Here is a 17,820-nt window from a genome sequence, read left to right on the forward strand (position 1 = left end):
CGGCCCCTCACGGACACACCAGCGCGTCATACGCCAGGGCGAACGCCGGAAAATCCCCATCATCCGTCATACCGTCGTAGTTGAAGTCCGCCGCGGGTGTCGTCAAAAACTCATACGCCCCGACAAACAGCACAAAGTCCAGATCATCGACCAGCCCATCCGCGTTCAAGTCTGCCGCGCAAGTGGGCGCCGGGCGCGTGAACACCAGCCGGGTCGCAAACGCCAGCGCGCCCCCCGTGTTCGCGCTCGTCGCGGTGCTCGACACCGTGTTTCTCCTGCCGTTCACGCCGAACGTGTTGAACTTGCCGTCAAAGTTCACGGCGGCCCCGCCGCCAATCCGCTGCCCGACGCGCATGGTGATACAGACCCCGCCGCCCGTGTACACAAATGGCCTCGTGAACGGAACGATGAACGAGTGCTCCGCCACAGTCCCCCCAATCACCTTCATCGCCTCCGACGGAACAAACAAACTTCCGGAGCGATTCAGCACCCTATCCGCACCCTCGTTCTGCGCGAACACTTCGCTCATGGTGGAGGCCGTCCGCTGCGCCGTGCTGAGGTACACGTCAAACTGATTCACCGTCGCGTCGCCCTGCGGCCACGAAACGAACTGGAGCGGCGCAACCGGTGATATCCGGAACGCGATCCCGTCCACCGTGCTCCCGACCGGCAGATACGTCAACTGCGAAGGGTCGATCACCAGCTGATGCACGCGTGGCGTCTCGAAGAGCCACGCGCCCGATCCACCCGATTCCTTCTCCACCGATGTTGGGACACACAGCGACGGTGTAAATCCGATCTGCAGCGCGATCGATGCATCCTGCGCCAGGAACGCTCCGAACTGCGCGTCCGACGCGCTCGCAACCGAAGTGCGTAGCGCGCTCGCCGGATTCGCCGTGTCCAATCTCGGCCCCGCGCCCGAAAACGGCGCATGCCGCACTGTCACGCACAAGTCACCGCCCGTGTACACAAACCCGCGCTGAAAGTGGATCGGCGCACCGAAGCGCGCGATTTCTCCCGCGCCCGCCGCGAATGCCCCCGCCTCGATCGTCAGCGCGCCCTGGCGCACCAGGATCGCATCTGCCGCCGGGTTTCCCCCGAAGAACGTCGCCATTTGCTGCGGCGGGTTCACGCTCGTCGCGACCTCAATCTCAAAGTCCGAGGTGGTCACGTCCGCGCTCGGCCACGCCGCGTCTCCCGGCGCCATTCGGAAGGCCAACCACGTGATCAAACTCCCCCGCGGCACAAACTTGAGTTGCTCCGCGCCTATCACAAACTGCCCCGCAAACCCGCTCGCGCCGAGCGCGCCCACAAAGCCCGCGCTCCCGTTGCTCGCGTTCGCCGTGAGCAGCGGCAGAGAAACGCCGGCATCAGTGCTCAATCGTGTCACCGGCGTGTCGGCCGCTTGCGTCGTCATTGCGGCGCCGGCGCTGTTTGCTTTGCGGGCCTGAAACAGCGCGTTCGTGTCCGGGTCTCCGGGCGATGCCGCATCGAAGCTCACCCCGCCCACGCCCGAGCCGGAGTGGCTCAACAGCAGATGCAGGTTGCCGCCCGAGTACTCAAAGGCGCTCTGGAAAACCGCGCCGAAGGTAAAAGGCGCGGGCAAAGCTCCAGATTTCGCCGCCGCTTCGCCCTGGCTCACGGTCAGAGCGCCGCTGCGAACAGCGAGCGCATCCGCTCCCGCATTGTCCGCGACGACTGATGAGAGCGCTCCCGGCGCGCGCAGCGACCGCGACAACGTGAGCGACCAATCCGCGAAGTCCGCCTGCGCGCTCGGCCCCGCGTTCACCGAGGTGTTGCGGAACGAAGCGCCGACAAGCCGCGTCCCCGGCGCCATCATCGACACCTGCGAGCCGCGGAAAACCCACTCGAGCGTCCGCGCGGAATCGTTCAAGGGCGAATCGTTCGTTCCGCCGCCGATCGCGCCCGCAAACTTGTTCGCGAGCGTGATCCGTGTCGATCCCGGCGGATTGAACGGGAGATTCGTGACGCTCGCCGCAAAGGCTCCGCCGGCGGACAACGCCGCGACTCCTACCACCATTGCACGCATGGCCGCTCCTCGACTCCCGCACGTTCTTCAGAACTAGATGTTACAGCGAGCCCGCCAGCGCGCAGCAAATATCACGCGTCCCAATAACATCAATCGCTCTTGGCACGCCGCGTGATTCGGCGCCGGCACCGCCAAAGTCACCACGGGCTCGCATCGCAATCAAGAAATCTTGCTCTGCCCCTCTGCCTCCCGACACTCTTTCCGAATGCCGAATGCCGAATGCCGAATGCCGAATGCCGAATGCCTTCCCTCACGGACACACCAGCTCGTTGTACGCCGGCGCGAAGATCGCAAAGTCCGCATCATCCACGAATCCGTCGGCGTTCAGGTCCGCGTCGCACGGCAGCGGCATCGGCGGGCACAGAAGCTCGTTGTACGCGGGAGCAAACAATGCAAAGTCCGCATCGTCCACAACCCGGTCAAAGTTCAGATCGCCCGGACACGGCGCCAGCGAAGTGAACGTTCCGTTCAACTCGTACGACCCGGCCTGTGAAAACGACGCGCTGTTGCACGCGTTGGCCACCTGGCTCGACTGCGCCAGCAGCGTGTAGTTCCGTCCGGGCTTCAGCACGCCGGAAAAGGAGTACGGCGTGGGCACGCCCGCCGCCGCCTGCACCAGGTGCACCGCGCCGCCGATCATCTCCGCCAGCCGAAACTGCGCGCCCTCCACCGAACCATCGAGCGCGTACTGCACCGGCGTCGTCACCTTGAACGTCACCCTGAAATCGCTCGTCGCCTGCGCGACAACGCAGTTGGAAGGACCGGCCAGCGACTCCGCCGAACTCATCCCCGTCGCGCTCACAGCCGAAGTCGACACGGTCGAAACCTGTGTCGCTCGCGCTTTCCCGTTCCCGCCTCCCGAAGGCACGTCGCGGCTGATGTCTCTGTTGAACGCCGAGTACGCGGGCGCCGGGAAGGCGGTCTGGATCGAGCCCGCCGCTTCCACGACCAAGGCCCGCTGATCGCCCGTCAGCATCAATTGTGCGCCCGCAATCGGAGCCACCGCGGCACATGCCGCCACGCCGAACCAGCCGCTGCGCATACGAATCTCCCTCTTCGAGTCTTCTTCCCGCTCTCCGAGGGCAGTCTACCAATCCGGCTTCCGCTCGTGCGTCCGCAGGACATCAAGACAGGGTGAAATCGGAACTTCGCCCGGTCGGTTCATGTTCGCAAGTCGCCCGCGCCCGGGCTCATGCCCCTCTCCCTCTTCCAAGTCGAGCCCGGGCGCTCCTACTCGGGGCACAACAACTCGTTGTACGAAGCCAGGAAGATCTCAAAGTCCTGGTCGTTCACAAACCCGTCATCGTTGAGGTCCGCATCGCACGGCAGAGGTTCCGGCGGGCACAACAGCTCGTTGTACGCCGCGAGGAATATCTCAAAGTCCTGATCGTTCACCACGCGATCGAAGTTCAGATCGCCCGGGCACGGCGGGAGCGCGACAAACGTGGCGCTCAGCGAGTACGACCCCTCGAGCGAAAACGAATCCCCGTTACACGCGTTCGCAAGGTGGCTCGATTGCGCCAGCACGATGTAGTTACGATCCGGCCGCAGCACCCCCGAAAACGAATACGGCGTCGGCACGCCCGGCGCCGCCTGCACGAGATGCACCGCGCCCCCGATCGGTTCCGCCAATCGGAACTGCGCGCCGTCCACCATCCCGTCGAACGTGTACTGCACGGGCGTCGTGACGTGAAAATTGATTCGAAAATCGCTCGTCGCCTGCGAAAGCACGCAGTTCGATGGTCCGGCAATCGATTGCGCCGAACTCGATCCCGTCGCGCTCATCGCGCTCGGTGAAACACTCGAGTTCTGCGCCGCCCGCGCTTTCCCGTTCCCGCCCCCCGAATTCACGTCGCGATCGATCGTCTGATCAAACGCCGAATACGGCGGCGCCGGAAACGCGACCTGATTCGAATTCGCCGCTTCGGCGTACAGCGCCCGCGCATCGGCGGTGAGCACGAGCTGAGCTCCCGCGCTCGTCGCGAGCGCAGCGAAACACACAACAGAAAGCAAATCCCGCACCATGTGTAATCCCCTCCGGATGCGCGCCTTTCAGCGGGCGTCACCTGTCGAGGAATAGCCTACCGCCCCGTCCCTTCCGACCGCACCGGAGTTTTCGAACATCTTGCAAAAAAGGGAGATTGAACGAAGCGACAGGTAGGGCGATCACCCCAGCCGCGAGGCCCGCTCCGCATCGCCGGCATGAGGCTTCTCCCCGCAAGCGTTCACACCAGCCGAACAACGAACCGGGCCGCGTCAATGCCCATTTCGTGCAAACAAACCCCATCCCCTCGCCTCCCCTCACGGACACAGCAACTGGTCGTACTGCGCAACGAAGATCACAAAGTCGCCGTCATCGACGAAACCGTCCAGATTTAAATCCGAGGGACAGAGCGCCGGCGGCGCGGGGCAGAGCAACTGCGAATAGCTCTTGACAAACACGACAAAGTCGGCATCGTCCACCAACCCGTCGCGATTCAGATCGCCTCCGCATGTAAACGCCGCCGCGATCGCGCTGCTCAGAGTCGAAAGCTCGCACTTCCCGTACGCCCACACGCGATAACTGCCCACATCGCTCGCCCGCGGTTCGTGAATCTGAAGCGTGGCTGTGTTGGCGCCGGTCACGCGCCCGTCGTTCACGATCGCCACTCCGTTCTTCAGCCACACGTACGAGTCTGTATTCGATGCCGCCGCCGTGAACACCGCCGTCTGCGAAGGAACCATGTTTCCGGGACCAGTCAGAGTCTGAAACACCGGGGTGATACAGCCCGGCGCCGGCGACACGTCGATCGTGGCTTCAAAGTCGGTGTGGTTGGGCGAATCCGTCGGCGGCCCGAATTCGATGGGCGACAATTGTGCATCGCTGTAGTAGCGCAGGCCGGGAAAACCACCCGTGCCGAACACGTTGTTCCTGATGGTCAGCGTCCGCGGCGTCAGATCCCAACTCAGCGTGATCTTGCCCCGCAATAGCACGACGGAATATTCCGGCGCCTCGATGTAGGGGTCGAGGGTCAATAGCAGTTGCGACGCCCACGATGTCGCGGCCGTCGTGCCGATTAGAAAAGACGTCGGTTGTGACGACACCGCCGGGAAAGTCGGCCCCCCGCTCGAGATGACACGCACCACATCCGTCACCGAATCGCCCGCGACCCGGTTCGTAATGATCTGCTGCCCCTGAAAACGCCCGAAGGCGATCGCGTTCCCGATCCCGTTGGTCGTTTGCACTTGCGTGCCAGGTTCGAAATACGCGCTCATCCGAAAGTACACGCTGTCGCCCGATTGCGCGGCAATCGTCGAACTCCACGTCGTGCCGTTCGGCGACACCTCGTACTTCAATCCCCACGCCGCTCGGACGCTCCCCGCTGCAACCCCAAGAGTCACCAAACATGCCAGAATGTGCCGCATCAGGTGCGCTCCTCAACCCACACCAAGAGATTACCCCCTCAAGCGCAGCCGCACCAACACCAATCGCACATCACCGAGCCAACGACCTTCAGATAACACAAATCGGACTCGAATTCTTTGTTCTCTCTGTCTCTTTGTCGCTTCTTCGTTTTTCTATTCCGGGTGCCAAGTGCCTTCTTCTCACGGACACAACAAGTTGTTGTACGCGACCACAAAGATCTGGAAGTCCGCATCATCTACCAGGCCGTCGTAGTTGAAATCCGCCGGACATCCGAACGGCATGCTCCCTTCCGCGCAATCCAGAATGTTGTACGCGTTGACAAAGATCGAAAAGTCCCCGTCTTCGACCACGCCGTCGTTGTTCAGGTCGCACGGGCAGTACGCACGCTGCGTGAACGCCAGCCGCATCGCGATCGGACCCCATGTGCTGCCCGTCGTCGCGGCCGACGTGCCGTAGTTGTAGATCGAAGAGCCGGTCGCCAGCGGCACGTTGCTCTGCCCATCCAGAAAAAGATTGCTGCCCGCCGTCAACGAACCCTGCCCGCGGAACGTCACGCACAAATCGCCACCCGTGTAGACATACGCCCGCGTGAACGGCACGTACCACGCGTTCTCCCGCGGCGTCCCGAGCGCCGGATACGCGTTCGCCGGGACCGTCATCGGCCCCGACCGCACGATCACCTCGCCCGCGCCGATGTTGTTCGCGTACGTCGTGCTGATCGAAAGCGGCCCGTGCGTCGCCGGCGCAATCGACACATCAAACTGCGTCAGGTTCGTATCCGCCGTCGGAATGCCCGTGGCATTGTTTCCATCGGCGCGCAAACTGAACCCTGTAATCGCCGACCCCACCGTCACCGTCTTGAGCTGGCTCGCCGGGATGATCGTCTGCACCGAGTAATTCGAGACAAACGGCAGGTTCCACGCACTGTTCCCCTCCGCCGTCGCCAGGCTGTTGGGCGTCATCACCGACGGGATATACCCCAGCTTCATCGCCGTACCCGTGTAATTAGCGAAATAGAAGGACCCATTCACCGCGCCAACGCTGGGCGAAAAAACAGTGCGATTGGTCGCGAGCGTTCCGAAGAGCGCTTCCGGACTCCCGAGCGCGCCGCTCAGCCCCGTGTGGCGGATCGTGATGCACAGCGGCCCGCCTTTATAGACAAAGCTCTTCTGGAACTGCACGATCTTCCCGAAGTTCCCGTTCGAGCCTGCGGGCATGACATTCGCCGGAACGAACAGCCCGCCGGAATACACGACTACCTTGTCCGCTCCCTCGTTGGTCGCAAAGGACGTGCTCATCCCGCTCGGAGGCGCCTTCGCCGTGCTGACGGTCAACTCAAAGCTCGCCGCAGTCACATCCGAGCTTGGTCCAGCGCCCTCCGAGGCGATCTGCCTGAGCCAGAGTGAATCGATCACGCTCCCCGGCGGGATGTACTTCAGTTCCGACGCCGAGAGGATGGTCTGCAAGACCGGAGAAAGAGTGATCCCGAAAGCGTCCGCTCCCGGCGACAACTGATTCAAGGGCGAACTCGTCCCCGCGTCCACGCTGTACATCGTCGTCAGATACGACGATGAGCCGGACGTGACGGCTGCGATGCTCGAATTCGTTTGCCACCCCTGAACGTCCACGTTGTATCCGCTCTGCCCAATTCCGAGTGCGTCCATAAACCCGGCGCTTCCCGAGTTCTGTCCGGTATGCCGAACGACCGAAAGCAGCGGCCCGCCCCGGTAGTGATACGCATTCGAAAACGCCAACTCAGGACCGAACGGCGCCGTCGCCGCGCTCCCCTTGGGCTGAAAACTTCCCATCGGGAAACCAAGAGCTCCGGAACGCACCGTCACCGCGTCGGCACCCACGTTGTTCGCGACCGTCTGCGACAGCGCGCCCGGCGCATTGTTCGATCGCGACAACTGCACAACGAACTGGCTGTAGCTCGCCACCGCTCCCGGCCAGGGTGCTCCGTTCGAAGCCGACAATCTCCACGCCAAACCCACAAAATCCGATCCCGGTCCGATCGTGTCGAACTGGTTCGCCGCGGCAACCGCCTGCTGCGTGAACTCCGAAGTCCACATCAGCACGCCGTCACCAGACGGCCCCGGCGCGCCCGCAAACCGGTCCGCCACGATCACCTTCGTCACGCCCTTCGCCAGATCCACCGCCGGCGGCGTGAACGTCAGCCGCACGATCAGGCCCCCGGCGGTCTGAAAATTCGCGGTCGTCGCATTCGCGTCGCCGGTGTTGTGAACCTCATGCTGCGAACTCCCGCTCGAAGTGGAATCCGCATACGCCGCAAACGTGCTCGACGGGCTTACTACCCGCAAAAGAATCACCAGCGGCCCGCCGTTGTACACATACCCTGTTGTGAACGAAATCACCGGACCCCATGGCTCCGGCACGCCCGCTCCGTTGTTCAGCCACTGGTACGCGCCCGCCGCGACGCCCAGCGACCCGCTCCGCACCGCCACGGGGTTCACCATGTTCGTCGCAAAGTTGGTCGACATCGTCAGAGGCGTCAGCGACGAAGTCGCCATCGTCACGTCGTACCGCGTCACCGTAAAGCCCGACGTGGGAAAAGTGGACGAAGCGCTCTTTTCCAGCCGCATCTGCATCCCGGTGATCACGCTCCCCGAAGGAATCCCCGTCAGCAGATCCGCGCCGTACATCACCTGGTACGTCCCCGCGGTGTAGTTTGCCAGCGGGATCGAGTTCGCGCCTGTACCAGCCGTGTCGTTGCTCGCCGGGGGCAACGTCTGAAGAACCTGCCCCAGCGCCGTCGCGCTCCAAAGCACCGCGCCGCACACAACCGCACACCGCGCCAACCCGCTACGCATCGTCTTCATAAATGTTCTCCCCGCGAAAGTTCATTCCAGCCTAACAGACGACCGCCCCCTGGCAAGAACGGTTTTCCGCAAAAACCCCGGGTGCGCTTGGAGCTTTCGCAAACCACCCGCTGGACCGTGCGGGGGCTTCGAAATCCCGATCAAAGGGCACACCCCGCCGGGATTCGGGCGCCTTCCGAGCCCATCTTCGCTCCGCATCAACGGCAATCTCGCCGCGCGCTCGCGTCACCGTCGCGGCACAAAAGCTCTCGCCGCTCCTCCATCTTTTCTCAGCGCCCGGTGCCCCGTCTCCACCCCCGCGGCCTTCTCGCGAGCCTTCCTCTACGCCCTTCTGTCTTTCCCGTTCTTCACCTCTTCTCTGTGCCCTTGTATGTTGTATTGCCGCCGTGTGATCCGCTGTGCCTCTGCGGTGAATTCCACGGCGCCCCCTCGGCAACTCATCCAGCATATTCCACTCCCTCGAGTGGATCGCGCGGCATGATCGTTCAAAGCAATCCCTTCACCGCGAAGCGGTGACGCTGAGTAGCCGGGGTCGCCGCGTCCCGCGGCACCCGCGCAAAGCAGCCCCAGAATCCCGCACCGCGTTGCGGTGCTGGTGAACATATCTGCAACGCTCCACCGTGACAATCACACCAAGTTCTCGCCCACCCCCCGCCCGAAAGGGCGCACGCCCATTGCCGGCAGTTTCAACTGCCGGTCCGCGCCACCACCAATCTCCTTTCCCCCAAAATCCCCTTCCTGAATCCCTGTCTGCGAGGTGGGGGAGCAGACACAAACCAGTTTTTCTATTGTCCGGCGCGACGACACCGTTCGATGCGCACATTCACGCCATTGTTCTTGGCGATTTCATCTCGTTTTTGTGAACTCCCGGCCCGGTTTGGAGCGCGCCTGTTGCGACCAGTTTCGGTGGCCATTTGCCGCCGTCCAACGATTCGGTCGTTATCAAAGATTCGCGAACGATCTTGCAAGCGAATCGGAGTTGTCAGATGGCTCGCAAGTTCGTACCCTACGGTGAGGTTTTCATGGACACTCGCAGCATAACTCGCTTGGCGCTACGCAATTACAAAAGCGTCGAGTCCTGCGAAATCGAGTTTGCTCCGCTCACGATTCTCGTCGGAAGAAATGGCGTAGGCAAGAGCAACATTCTCGACTCGCTCCGGTTTACGACCGACGCAGTGAACACCACGCTTGAATTCGCCATCCGCGAGCGCGGGGGAATCGACCAGGTTCGCCGCAAATCACTCGGCGGTCGGCCCACTCATCCCGGCGTGGCGCTCCGACTGCGAACCTCTCTTGGTGAGGCGGAGTATTCCTTCCGCATCGCGGCAGTAAAAGGCCTGGCGTTCCGCGTCGACAAAGAATCGTGCCGAATGATCGAGCCCGACGGCGCGATCCGGCACGAGTTTGAAATTGACAACGGGGAAGTGCGCAAGTGGACTCTGCGATCCGCCGCCCCGGCCGTTTCGCCCGACCGCCTATTTCTTGTTGCAGCCTCAGGACAACCCGAGTTTCGCCCCGTTTGGGATGTTCTGCGCAGAATGACCTTTCATAACCTGAATCCCGAAGCGATGAAGTTGCCAACTCGCCCCGAACCCGGGGAACTTCTGGCGCACGATGGAAGAAACCTTGCCAGCGTCATCAAGCAACTCAAGGCGAGCAACGGCGGGCGCCTGGACCGTGTTCTGCAGTTCATGCGGGCCATCGGTGTGCCCATAACAAAGATTGATCACAAACAAGCCGGAACGCTCGAAACCATCGAAGTCTCGCAGGAAATGACCGTTCCAGAAGGTCTTCGGAATTCAAACTTCGATGCCATTTCTCTTTCCGACGGTACGATCCGCGCTTTGGGCATACTCGTCTCACTTGTCTCTGCCGGAGCGTCGAAGTCCGCCGGCCCCACCCTGATCGGGATTGAAGAACCCGAAACCGCGCTCCATCCTGCGGCCGCGGGCGCATTGATGGAGGCGCTCTCAGAGGGTTCTGAATCCACCCAGATTATCGTCACCTGTCACAGCCCGGACCTTTTGGATCACGAAAGCGTTTCGCACGACATGATCCGTCCGGTTTTGCTGGACAACGGTCGCACCGTCGTCGGACGCCTCAGTCCGCACAAAGCCGAGTTGCTCGGAAAGCACCTTTCCACTGCGGGCGAATTACTTCGCATCGACCAGCTCGAACCCGATCCGGCCGACCTGAAACGACAGGAAGAAGCCAGGGGCACGTTCTACGAGGCCCCGGAATGACCGCTGATTATGTACTCGCAACGATCGTTGAAGGGCACGGGGAAGCCGACGCTGTTCCAATTCTCATTCGCCGTCTCTATCCCGCTTTCATTGTGCCGCGACCGATCCGTGTGAAACGGCAGCGGATCGTCGCTCAAGAGGAGCTGGCTCACTACGCCAATATCGCGGAGAGCAACATAAAGCAGGGGGGCGGCATTGGAGGTGTGCTGCTCCTCCTTGATGCAGACGACGACTGCGCCGCGCAACGCGGGCCCGAATTCGAGAAGATGATCGCAAAAACGCTTGGCCATCGCCGTTCAAAATGTGTGCTCGCCGTGCGAGAATTTGAATCATGGCTCGTCGCCGGTGATCTGGATAGCCCGGAACTTTCGGACGAGAGTCGAGGAACCAAAGGCTGGCTCAAGAAGAAGTACGGCCGATACCAACCCACAGCCGACCAGCCGCGCTTGTCACAAAGTATGAATATCGAGAAGGCAGAGAATGTGTCTCGATCGTTTCGGCGCATGCTCAAAGTGCTCAAGGAATTCGATCAGGATCCAGCACGACACGCAACGTGTCCACCGTGCCCGCCCCCTTAAACGCAGGTTTGAGACACACACGAAGAAGCGCCCCCTACACCCTCTCCCCATTCATCCTCAGCAAATTCCCCAGAACCCGCTCCTCGACCTCTCCCCGCCTCTTCTCAAGCGCGTGCCCCGATGGCAGCGGCTGCCCCGCACCCGTCTCGACCCACACCTCCGCCCAGTCCTCTTTCCACCCGCCCTTCGGATCGACCGCCGCGTAAGCCGCAAGCACAGCCCGATCCAGCCGCTCGTGCGCCAGGCGAAGCCACGTCGGCCGCTCGTTGTACAGATTGGTCAGCGTGCGCTTCTTCAGCTTGGGGTCCTGCGCCGCCGCGGCCATGATCGCCGACTGACGGATCAGCGCCCGCGCCTCCCGCGGCACATCCTCAAACGTGTCCGCCGCATCAATCCGCTTCGCGATCGGCTCGATCCACTCCGGCGGATTCAGCCAGCGCTCGCGCTGCGTGTCGAGGTCTTTCGCGGCAGCAGCAATCGCCTTGTACGCATCGTGCGTCGTCGGCTCTTTGCCGGGTGCCCACGGAAGCGGAAAAGTCTCGAAACAGGTCGTGGGGGTGTAGCGGAAGCCCGATTCGGCTTCACGCAGTTGTGTACCCATGCGCCGTGCCCACAGCTCGTGAATCGACGAATGCAAGAATCCAAAGAAACAGTCATCTTGCCGAGCAAAAACGATGAGCTGATGGTCGGCCAAGACGTGCGCCGGAAGCCACGCGAAGATGCGATACTTGGTCAGATTCGGAGTTACAAGCACGCGCTCCAGCTTGCTTGTAGCGGATCGCATGGCGGGACGCGGTTCCACGTGAATCCACCAGCGTTGCGCGTAAGACACTCGCCGATTCAGCGAACGCATCGGCTTGACGTTCTCTTCCACGAATGCAAAGGGCGCGTCATGCTTCGCCGCCTCAGCCTTCGACATGTCCACGCCGAAATCAATGATCCACATGGACCGCCATCGTCGGGTGAAGTCTGAACCGTTCACCCACGGCATAACAACCTGGTAGTTCTTCGCGTCCGATGGATTTGGTGTGCCCAGAAGAGAGCGAGCAATTTCAAGGCTAATGTCGAAGGGACCGCCCTTCGTATCGCCCATGAATCCGATATCAGCGTTGTCGGAGATACGACTCGCCGTGGTGAGATTGGCGCCGGTTGCTAGGTCCGGCGTGATGTCCGCGACGTTCCTGCCATCGAGTCGCCGATCGGACTGCGTGCCGCTATCGAATCCGATCATTGAAACTTGCACTGCCGCACCATCCAGCACCCATTCGCGATCAGACCACGCCATGAAGATGTTGCCGCTCTCCTTGATCCGTTCCAGCACAGTTCGGTTGTCCCCGCCGCGGATTCCCTGCGTCGCCAGCAGCCCCGCGCGCACCTCCTTGTGTTTTTCAATCGCGCGCCGCGCGAGTTCAAACCAGTAGCAGCAAAGGTCGCTCGTCTTCGGCAGGTCATACGCACCGAACATCGCCTGGATGTACGTCTCTTCAAGGCCGTTCTGCCGGAACACCTTCGACCCAAGAAACGGCGGATTCCCGATGATGAAGTCCGCCTCCGGCCACTCTGCCGCTTGCGCCAGCGGCTCGCCGTTCTTGCCAACTTTGAGGATCGCATCACGGTTCTCGATCGTGCTGAGGTTCGAAAGGATCGGATTGCTCGGCGGGTTGAACCCGTTGTCCCGCATCCACTGCAAATACCCGATCCAGATCACCACCTGCGCCAGTTCTGATGCGTACGGGTTGATCTCGATCCCGCGCAGTTGCGTCGGCCTCACCCGCGGGATCAGCCCCAGCCCGATCTCCGGTTTCGCGGCAAACGTGATGACTTCTTTCTCGAGTTCGAGCAGTTTCTGGATGGCCACGTACAGAAAGTTGCCGCTGCCGCAGGCCGGGTCCAGCACGATGAGCGACGACACGCGATCGAGAAACCCCGTGATCAGTGCCTCGATGTCGCTCCGCATCTTGGCAATCTGCTTCTTCAGGGGCGAGGTCTTGTCGCTCAGCGCCTTCTTCACCAGCGGGGCGCGCTTTTCAAGCAGCGCCGAAACCTTCGCGCGCGTCTCCGCCCACTCCCGTCGCAAAGGCTCCAGGATCACCGGCTCAACCACCAGCAGAATGTCCTCGCGGCTGGTGTAGTGCGCGCCGATCTGCGATCGCTTCGCCGGGTCCAGCGATCGCTCGAAGAGCGTGCCGAAGATGGCGGGTTCCACGCTCCCCCAATCCTGCGCCGCCGCAAGATTCAAGAGACCCACTTCCCCCTCGGTCAGTTCGAGCGCCGGCTTGTCATCAAACAGCCCGCCGTTGAAGTACGCGATGTCGTCGTTGCCGTACGGGCCGCCCGTGCGCATCGCGCCAAAGAGCGCTGTCAGCCGGGGCGTCAGTTTCGCCGGCTCGTGGTGGAACTTCTCGAGCAGCTTCTTGAACACATGATCCGGGAGGAGCTTCACATCCTCCGCGAAAAGGCAGAACATGCACTTCATCAGAAAGTGCGCCGCCTCGTGCGGATCGTTCCCCCGCTTACGTAAACCTTCAGCGATCTTGCCGAGCTGCGCCGCAACGTCCTGCGTGATCTTCTCAGCCGTGATGGTGGGCCGGAACGACTCCGGGTCGGTGAACGCCCGCCGCAGCAAGTCGAGCGACCTGGGCTGGTCCATGTCGGCCAGCGCAATCGTGTGTACTTCTTTCTTCGTCCCCGTGAAGTTGGTGTGGATCTCGGTGCGCGCAATGTCCGAAACGATCAGCAGGGGCGGGCTTTCCAGCGCTTCGCGGTACTGAAGCAACTGCCGATACGCCTCATCCAGCGACTTGTATTTGTCCTTCCGCTTGTACTCCCACCCAAACTTGCTTTTCCACCACACGTCGGCGAAGCCCCGATCGCCCTTGCTCCCCTTGCTCGCGCTCCCCGCAACCTCCACGCCCTTCTCAAACGCATACTCCGCGCCCGTCGCATCGTGCTCGGCCGGAGTTGGCTGCCCGAGCAGGCGGCACAGATCAATGAAATGTTCCTGGCTTGCAGCGCGCTCGGGCAAGTCAACACGGGACCACTTGGAGACAAATTGGGCTGGATTCATTGGAGACAAGTAACGCGAGGGATTAAGAAGAGGTTGGAAGAATACAAGAACGGGAGAGGCGGGGCGCTTCGCCGGCAAAGGCCGTTCTCGCGGCCCCAACAAAAAACCGGCCCCCAAAGGGGCCGGCAATTCGCATCATCTATTCAACCTCTTCTTTGTGCCCTTTGTGTCCTTCGCGCCTTGGTGGTGAAATCCCCAGCGCCCTCATCCGCGGCAACCCCCTGAGCGCCCGATCCATCGTGCCCAGCGCTCTGCCCCTTGATACCTCGACACCTCGACACCTCGACACCTTGACACCTCTTCCGAGTGCCAAGTGCCAAGTGCCAAGTGCCTAGTGCCCAGTGCCCAGTGCCTCCCCCTCCCCCTCACGGACACAACAGCTCGTTGTACGCGACAACGAACAACTGGAAGTCCGTGTCATCCACCACGCCGTCGTGGTTGAAGTCCGCCGGGCAGCCGAACGGCATGCTGCCGTCCGCGCAATCGAGAATGTTGTACGCGTTCAGGAAGATCGGGAAGTCCGCGTCGTCCACAAAGCCGTCGTTGTTCAGGTCCCACGGGCAGAACGCCCGCGCCGTGAACGCAAACCGCACCGCGACGGCGCCCGTCGTCACATTCGACGTTGCCGCGTCGGGGTTGGTGTTGTTCCAGCGCGCAGCGCCCAAAGCGCTCGGAGTGAATTCGGTATCAAAATAGGAAAATGCAGGCAGGTTCGCCGTCGTCCGCATCGTGACGCACAGCGGGCCCCCCGTATAGATGAACGCGCGCTCGAACTCGATGAACCACTCGTTCTCGCCGGGAATCACAAAGTTCCCGCTCGCGGGGAACGCGCCCGCCGGGATCACTATCGCGCCCTGTCGCACAGTCACCACGCCCGGGCCGTTGTTCACCGCAAACGTGTCGCTCATCGTCAGCGGAGTCCGAGCCGCCGGCGCCAGCGTGACATCCAACCTGCCCACGGCGAGCGCCGCCGCAGGGAAAGTCGGTGCGACCCCCGTCGCGCTGTTCCGGAAACTCATCCCCGTGATCGCCGACCCCACATCGATCGGAAGCAGCTGCGACGCCGGCACGATGATCTGCACCGCACCCGCTTGCGAAAGAAACTCGAACCCGTTGTCCGCTTCAACCGTCGCAAACGAGTTCGGCGTCATCACCGACGGCACGTACCCGAATCGCGCCGCGGCGATCGTCCCCCCGGTCGCTCCACCCAGATACGACCCGCTCCCCGCTCCGAAAGTCCCCCCAAAGACCGACCGGGCGCCCGGCAGCGTCGACGACACAGTCTCGCACTGCCCGACATCCAACGTGAATTTCTGATGGCGCACCATCACACACAGATTGCCTCCCTTGTACACAAACGCCTTCTGGAACTTGACGACTCTGCCGAACGCGCCCGTCGATCCCGGCGGAAGAGTCCCGGCCGACACCCCGAGCGCCCCGTCATACACCACGACGGCGTCAGCTCCCTGATTGACCGCATAGGTCGTCGACATCGTCGTAGGGGTTCTCGCCGCCGTGCTCAGCGTCAGCTCAAAGTCCGGGCAGATCGAATCCGCTGCCGGGCTCGCCGGGCCCCCCACCTGGTTGCGCAGCCACATCGAGTCGATCAGGCTCCCCGCCGGTATGTAACGCAGCTGTTCGGCGCTGATCACCACCTGGTACGAGTACTCGCCGAACCGCAACAGACCCGCGGCATACGAGTTGCCCGGATTCCCCAGGCTCAAGGGCGCGGTCGTCGCCGCGTCCACCTCGTGACGCAGAATCGTGGGAACAGTTGCCGTCCCCACCGCGCTCGAACTGTCGGTCGCGAGCAACGCATCGATCTTGCTGGTCGCGTTGAGCCCATCCAATTGGGCAAAGGTCGCCCCGTTGCCCGTGTGCCGTACGTATGTATTCAGCGGCCCGCCCGTGTACGTGTACGGATTCCGATACCGGAAAACATACGAGAACGGATTGTTGCTCCCGCCTCCCTTGAGCGCATTCGCCGGAATCACCAGCGCGCCCGAATACGCCGTCACCACGTCCGCTCCGACATTGTTCGCAAAGGTTGTCGAGAGCGCGCCCGGCAGATTGACCGAGCGCGAGACATCGATCCGGTAGCTCGACCACACCGCCGCCGCCCCCGGCCACGCCGCAGCGCTCTGGTCGAGTCGCGCCGCATGCCCAACCAGCCGCGATCCCGGTGCGATCGTGTCGAACTGATCCGCCGCGTCCACGATCATCACGCTCCGCGCAACGTCACGAACGAGCGAGTTGACGTTCGAATCTCCCTCTGCGCTCGCCGTGTCTTCCGGCGCGAACACCTTCGTCACGCCCCGGCGCAGGTCCGCCGCGTAGATGAACCGCGTCACCGGCGCGTTGGTCAGGCTCCCCGTCGCCGCAGTCCTCGAGACACTCGAATAAACGCCGCGAACCCCGGTGGTCGGATAGTCGTTGTTCACTGCCGCGTCGAGGAAACCCGTCACCCCAGCTCCCGTCCCGGGATGGTTGATGTCCACGCACAGGTCGCCGCCGAGGTACAAGTACGGCACCTGAAACATGATCGCCGTGCCGTACTGCTCCGGTGTCGGCGATGCGTTCTCCGCCGCGAACGCGCCGTTGTTCAGCGTCCGCGCGCCGTTCACCACCAGCGTCTGGCTCCCCACGATGTTGGCGGCGTACGTCGTGCTCATCGCGCCGGTCGAGACGCCCTGGCTCAGCCGGATCTCGTAATCCGAAAAAGCGACATCCGAGGGCGGCCACGCAATCGATCCGTTCGCCGAATCCAGCCGGAACGTCATCCCCAGAATCGTCGCGCCCGCCGGAATCCCGAGCGCCGCTTCATCCACGTTGTACTGGAATCGCCGAACGCCGGGTCCGCCCAGCGGACCTTCCTGCCCGCTCGGTCCTTCCGCCGACGCGAGACTCGCCGGCACGATCGAGTTCATCGGCGCCGTGTACTCAAACCGCAGCACGTTCCCGTTGCCCACGCCCCCCGTCGCCGCCGTGCGCGACGTCGCGAAGCACGACGCCACGCCCTCGCCGCCGCCCGATCCATCCAGGAACACGGCGCTCGTCAATCCCGTTCCCGTGTAGTTGATGTCGATGCACAAGGATCCGCCCAAATACAAGAACCCGCGATCGAATCCGATCACCGGCCCGAACGCTTCCGGCGTCGTGCCCGCCGCCGCCGCCGAATACGAATTCGTTGCGATCCCGAACGAACCGTCCATCACCAGCGTCTGCACGCCCGAAATGTTGTCCGCGAACGTCGCGCTCATCGTCGAAGCCGTCGTCGCCGCCGCGCTGATCCGCACTTCATAATCCGAAATCGTCACCGGCGAAGGCGGCCACGCCGTCGTGTTGCCGTTGTTCAGCCGCACGCGATACCCCGTGATCGTGCTCCCGATCGGTATGCCCGTCAGCGCCTGCGCATCGATCACCATCATGAATCGCCGCGCCGAATCCCCGCCGATCGTCCCCTGGTTGTTCCCCGAGAGTTCAATTCCGTTCCCGCTCGACGGAACCACCGCGTGATCGGCGAATGATGCCGCTCCACACAGACCGGCGCAAACAAAAAAGCCCATCACGTGCCGGCGAGTCGACGTATCCATGATGCAATCCTCCGGAACAGAGTGAATACCGGGATCGCGTATC

Annotated in this window: 9 protein-coding genes; 1 reads left to right on the forward strand and 8 read right to left on the reverse strand. The window is 62.5% G+C overall.

Annotation, left to right across the window (positions count from 1 at the left end; translation table 11 throughout):
* Positions 1-7 precede the first annotated feature (7 nt).
* The 5 genes from KF691_01160 to KF691_01180 all read right to left on the reverse strand — a co-directional run bounded on the left by KF691_01160 (position 8) and on the right by KF691_01180 (position 8,296).
* Positions 8-2,050, reverse strand: a complete 2,043-nt coding sequence (locus KF691_01160; protein MBX3388042.1) for a hypothetical protein — start codon at positions 2,048-2,050, stop codon at positions 8-10.
* 250 nt (positions 2,051-2,300) lie between these two features.
* Positions 2,301-3,092, reverse strand: coding sequence for a hypothetical protein (locus KF691_01165; GenBank protein MBX3388043.1), 792 nt, complete (start codon positions 3,090-3,092; stop codon positions 2,301-2,303).
* 188 nt (positions 3,093-3,280) lie between these two features.
* The gene (locus KF691_01170; protein ID MBX3388044.1) at positions 3,281-4,075 is read right to left on the reverse strand and encodes a hypothetical protein; all 795 of its coding nucleotides are present in this window, start codon (positions 4,073-4,075) and stop codon (positions 3,281-3,283) included.
* Positions 4,076-4,351: 276 nt separating this feature from the next.
* The gene (locus KF691_01175; GenBank protein MBX3388045.1) at positions 4,352-5,455 is read right to left on the reverse strand and encodes a hypothetical protein; all 1,104 of its coding nucleotides are present in this window, start codon (positions 5,453-5,455) and stop codon (positions 4,352-4,354) included.
* 180 nt (positions 5,456-5,635) lie between these two features.
* Entirely contained in the window at positions 5,636-8,296 is a 2,661-nt protein-coding gene (locus KF691_01180; GenBank protein MBX3388046.1) for a hypothetical protein, read from the reverse strand.
* Between the two features lie 1,022 nt (positions 8,297-9,318).
* On the opposite strand from KF691_01180, the gene KF691_01185 reads away from it, so the two are divergent.
* Positions 9,319-10,539 carry an AAA family ATPase gene (locus KF691_01185; GenBank protein ID MBX3388047.1) on the forward strand — a complete coding sequence of 407 codons (1,221 nt, stop codon included), beginning with the start codon at positions 9,319-9,321 and terminating at the stop codon, positions 10,537-10,539.
* Here KF691_01185 and KF691_01190 read toward each other — a convergent pair.
* From KF691_01190 to KF691_01200, 3 genes are all read right to left on the reverse strand, one after another.
* Positions 10,521-10,829 (reverse strand): hypothetical protein, encoded by a 309-nt coding sequence (locus KF691_01190; protein ID MBX3388048.1) that lies wholly within the window; start codon positions 10,827-10,829, stop codon positions 10,521-10,523. The two genes, KF691_01185 and KF691_01190, sit on opposite strands and share 19 nt — an antisense overlap.
* A 322-nt stretch (positions 10,830-11,151) precedes the next feature.
* A complete protein-coding gene (locus tag KF691_01195; protein ID MBX3388049.1) occupies positions 11,152-14,184 on the reverse strand; it encodes a class I SAM-dependent DNA methyltransferase in 3,033 nt (1,010 codons plus the stop codon).
* A gap of 365 nt (positions 14,185-14,549) precedes the next feature.
* Positions 14,550-17,777, reverse strand: coding sequence for a hypothetical protein (locus KF691_01200; protein ID MBX3388050.1), 3,228 nt, complete (start codon positions 17,775-17,777; stop codon positions 14,550-14,552).
* Positions 17,778-17,820: the final 43 nt, after the last annotated feature.

Source organism: Phycisphaeraceae bacterium (assembly GCA_019636555.1).
Taxonomy (GTDB): Bacteria; Planctomycetota; Phycisphaerae; order Phycisphaerales; family UBA1924; genus JAFEBO01.